This is a genomic window from Acinetobacter sp. ABJ-A23_2, from assembly GCF_044538765.1.
GTDB classification, from domain to species: domain Bacteria; phylum Pseudomonadota; class Gammaproteobacteria; order Pseudomonadales; family Moraxellaceae; genus Acinetobacter; species Acinetobacter nosocomialis_A.
The window spans coordinates 1-3906 of sequence record NZ_JBIUCP010000093.1; the positions used below are offsets into that span (position 1 = coordinate 1).

Genomic DNA, 3906 nt, shown 5'->3' on the forward strand with positions numbered 1-3906 from the left:
GAGATTGGGGTGTTTGGAATAATGAGCTGGCGATGACTTACTCTCACATGGGTAACCCCACACTACCATCAGCGCTAAGAGGTTTCACTTCTGAGTTCGGGAAGGGATCAGGTGGTTCACTCTTGCTATGGTCGCCAGCACAACTGTTTATGGATACTTGCTTTGGTCTTATTGACTGCCGAAGCGTTTTCCAAATCTTTACAGATTGGGCTGATTGAATCTGACTTGTTCATTTTATCTAGTGGAATAACTAAATCAAGTTTCTTTGTAGATTTATGAATCGATTGATGCTTTATATACAACTGCTTGGGTGTTGTATAGTCAAGCCTCACGAGCAATTAGTATTGGTCAGCTTCACATATCACTATGCTTCCACATCCAACCTATCAACGTCCTAGTCTCGAACGGCTCTTTAGAGGAATAAATTCCTAGGGAAATCTTATCTTGAGGTAGGCTTCCCGCTTAGATGCTTTCAGCGGTTATCCCTTCCGAACATAGCTACCCGGCGATGCGACTGGCGTCACAACCGGTACACCAGAGGTTCGTCCACTCTGGTCCTCTCGTACTAGGAGCAGATCCTCTCAAATTTCCAGCGCCCACGGTAGATAGGGACCGAACTGTCTCACGACGTTCTAAACCCAGCTCGCGTACCTCTTTAAATGGCGAACAGCCATACCCTTGGGACCTGCTTCAGCCCCAGGATGAGATGAGCCGACATCGAGGTGCCAAACACCGCCGTCGATATGAACTCTTGGGCGGTATCAGCCTGTTATCCCCAGAGTACCTTTTATCCGTTGAGCGATGGCCCTTCCATACAGAACCACCGGATCACTAAGACCTACTTTCGTACCTGCTCGACTTGTGGGTCTCGCAGTTAAGCGCGCTTTTGCCTTTATACTCTACGCGTGATTTCCGACCACGCTGAGCGCACCTTCGTACTCCTCCGTTACTCTTTAGGAGGAGACCGCCCCAGTCAAACTACCCACCAGACACGGTCCTCGTCCCGGATAACGGGACAGAGTTAGAACCTCAACATTACCAGGGTGGTATTTCAAGGACGGCTCCATTGGAACTAGCGTTCCAACTTCAAAGCCTCCCACCTATCCTACACAAGTAAGGTCAAAGTTCAGTGTCAAGCTGCAGTAAAGGTTCACGGGGTCTTTCCGTCTAGCCGCGGGTACACTGCATCTTCACAGCGATTTCGATTTCACTGAGCCTCTGCTGGAGACAGCGCCGCCATCATTATGCCATTCGTGCAGGTCGGAACTTACCCGACAAGGAATTTCGCTACCTTAGGACCGTTATAGTTACGGCCGCCGTTTACTGGGGCTTCGATCAAGAGCTTCGCTTACGCTAACCCCATCAATTAACCTTCCAGCACCGGGCAGGCATCACACCCTATACGTCCACTTTCGTGTTTGCAGAGTGCTATGTTTTTAATAAACAGTTGCAGCGGCCTGGTTTCTGCGGCTGTCATCAGCTCAGGAAGCAAGTTCCATCACCAACAACAGCGTACCTTCTCCCGAAGTTACGGTACCATTTTGCCTAGTTCCTTCAGCAGAGTTCTCTCAAGCGCCTTGGTCTACTCGACCTGACCACCTGTGTCGGTTTCGGGTACGATTCCTGTGTAACTGAAGCTTAGAGACTTTTCCTGGAAGCATGGTATCAGCCACTTCACTGTACAAGTACAGCTTGCTATCGGATCTCAGTATAGAGTACCCCGGATTTGCCTAAGATACATACCTACATCCTTCCACCTGGACAACCAACGCCAGGCTGACTTAACCTTCTCCGTCCTCTCATCGCATTACACAGAAGTATTGGAATATTAACCAATTTCCCATCGACTACGCCTTTCGGCCTCGCCTTAGGGGTCGACTCACCCAGCCCCGATTAACGTTGGACTGGAACCCTTGGTCTTTCGGCGAACGGGTTTTTCACCCGTTTTGTCGTTACTCACGTCAGCATTCGCACTTCTGATACCTCCAGCATACTTCTCAATACACCTTCATCGGCTTACAGAACGCTCCCCTACCACTTGACTAATGTCAAATCCGCAGCTTCGGCACATAGTTTTAGCCCCGTTACATCTTCCGCGCAGGCCGACTCGACTAGTGAGCTATTACGCTTTCTTTAAAGGGTGGCTGCTTCTAAGCCAACCTCCTAGCTGTCTATGCCTTCCCACATCGTTTCCCACTTAACTATGATTTTGGGGCCTTAGCTGGCGGTCTGGATTGTTTTCCTCTTGACTACGGACGTTAGCACCCGCAGTCTGTCTCCCGGATAGTACTCATAGGTATTCGGAGTTTGCATCGGTTTGGTAAGTCGGGATGACCCCCTAGCCGAAACAGTGCTCTACCCCCTATGGTATTCGTCCGAGGCGCTACCTAAATAGCTTTCGGGGAGAACCAGCTATCACCAGGCTTGATTAGCCTTTCACCCCTATCCACAAGTCATCCCCTGGCTTTTCAACGACAGTGGGTTCGGTCCTCCAGTTAGTGTTACCCAACCTTCAACCTGCTCATGGATAGATCGCCTGGTTTCGGGTCTATACCCAGCAACTAAACGCCCTATTAAGACTCGATTTCTCTACGGCTCCCCTATACGGTTAACCTCGCTACTGAATATAAGTCGCTGACCCATTATACAAAAGGTACGCAGTCACACCACGAAGGTGCTCCCACTGCTTGTATGCATGCGGTTTCAGGATCTATTTCACTCCCCTCACAGGGGTTCTTTTCGCCTTTCCCTCACGGTACTGGTTCACTATCGGTCAGTCAGGAGTATTTAGCCTTGGAGGATGGTCCCCCCATATTCAGACAAGGTTTCACGTGCCTCGCCCTACTCGTCATCATTATGTGTGCCCTTTCGTGTACGGGAATATCACCCTCTACGTTCGCACTTCCCAGAGCGTTCCACTAAAACACACATAACTTAATGGGCTGATCCCCGTTCGCTCGCCGCTACTGAGGGAATCTCAATTGATTTCTTTTCCTAAGGGTACTGAGATGTTTCACTTCCCCTCGTTCGCCTTGCAACACTATGTATTCATGTTGCAATACCTACCTTAAAGTAGGTGGGTTCCCCCATTCAGACATCTCCGGATCAAAGGATATTTGCCGCCTCCCCGGAGCTTTTCGCAGGCTATCACGTCTTTCATCGCCTCTGACTGCCAAGGCATCCACCACATGCACTTAATTACTTGACTATACAACCCCAAACAGTCGATGTTACCTACAAGTTAGTAACTTCAACATTTCAGTTTAGAGTACTGTGTACTTAAACACTGTACAGCTTCAATCTAAATTCATATACCAAAACGCTTGATTCAGTTAATTTGCTAGTTCTCAATTCATCTAGATTAATTGCTTAATCTAAACTCTTGAGTGAACAATTTATTTCAGACTCAATTTTGCCAATCTGTTAATGAATAAACACGCCTTCGTCAGGTCATGCTTAATACCGTGATACTTAAATCACAGAAGTTAATAAACCAAGACCGAAATCTCTATTTACTAATTTCTGTAATCCGAACTTATCTTAAGTTCTGGTGGAGACTAGGAGAGTCGAACTCCTGACCTCCTGCGTGCAAAGCAGGCGCTCTACCAACTAAGCTAAGTCCCCAGCTTACATCATCAGTCATGTATCTTTTATCTATAACTTCAACCAGTCAAAGTCATGGTGGGTCTGACAAGACTTGAACTTGTGACCCCACGCTTATCAAGCGTGTGCTCTAACCAACTGAGCTACAGACCCTCAGATACATCTATGAAGAACAACTTGTTGTGGATTCTTACCAATCGTCAATCTTTCGTTAAGGAGGTGATCCAGCCGCAGGTTCCCCTACGGCTACCTTGTTACGACTTCACCCCAGTCATCGGCCACACCGTGGTAACCGCCCTCTTT

Annotated in this window: 2 tRNA genes and 3 rRNA genes; all 5 read right to left on the minus strand. The window is 48.2% G+C overall.

Features of this window, described 5'->3' with window-relative positions:
- Positions 1 to 24: 24 nt before the first annotated feature.
- Positions 25 to 139: ribosomal RNA gene (gene rrf / locus ACH63V_RS17875) — 5S ribosomal RNA — on the minus strand.
- Positions 140 to 317: 178 nt separating this feature from the next.
- A 23S ribosomal RNA gene (locus tag ACH63V_RS17880) occupies positions 318 to 3208 on the minus strand.
- Positions 3209 to 3548: 340 nt separating this feature from the next.
- Positions 3549 to 3624 (minus strand) — tRNA-Ala (locus ACH63V_RS17885).
- Between the two features lie 55 nt (positions 3625 to 3679).
- Positions 3680 to 3756, minus strand: a tRNA-Ile gene (locus ACH63V_RS17890).
- Positions 3757 to 3815: 59 nt separating this feature from the next.
- Positions 3816 to 3906, minus strand: a 16S ribosomal RNA gene (locus tag ACH63V_RS17895); the annotation flags it as partial.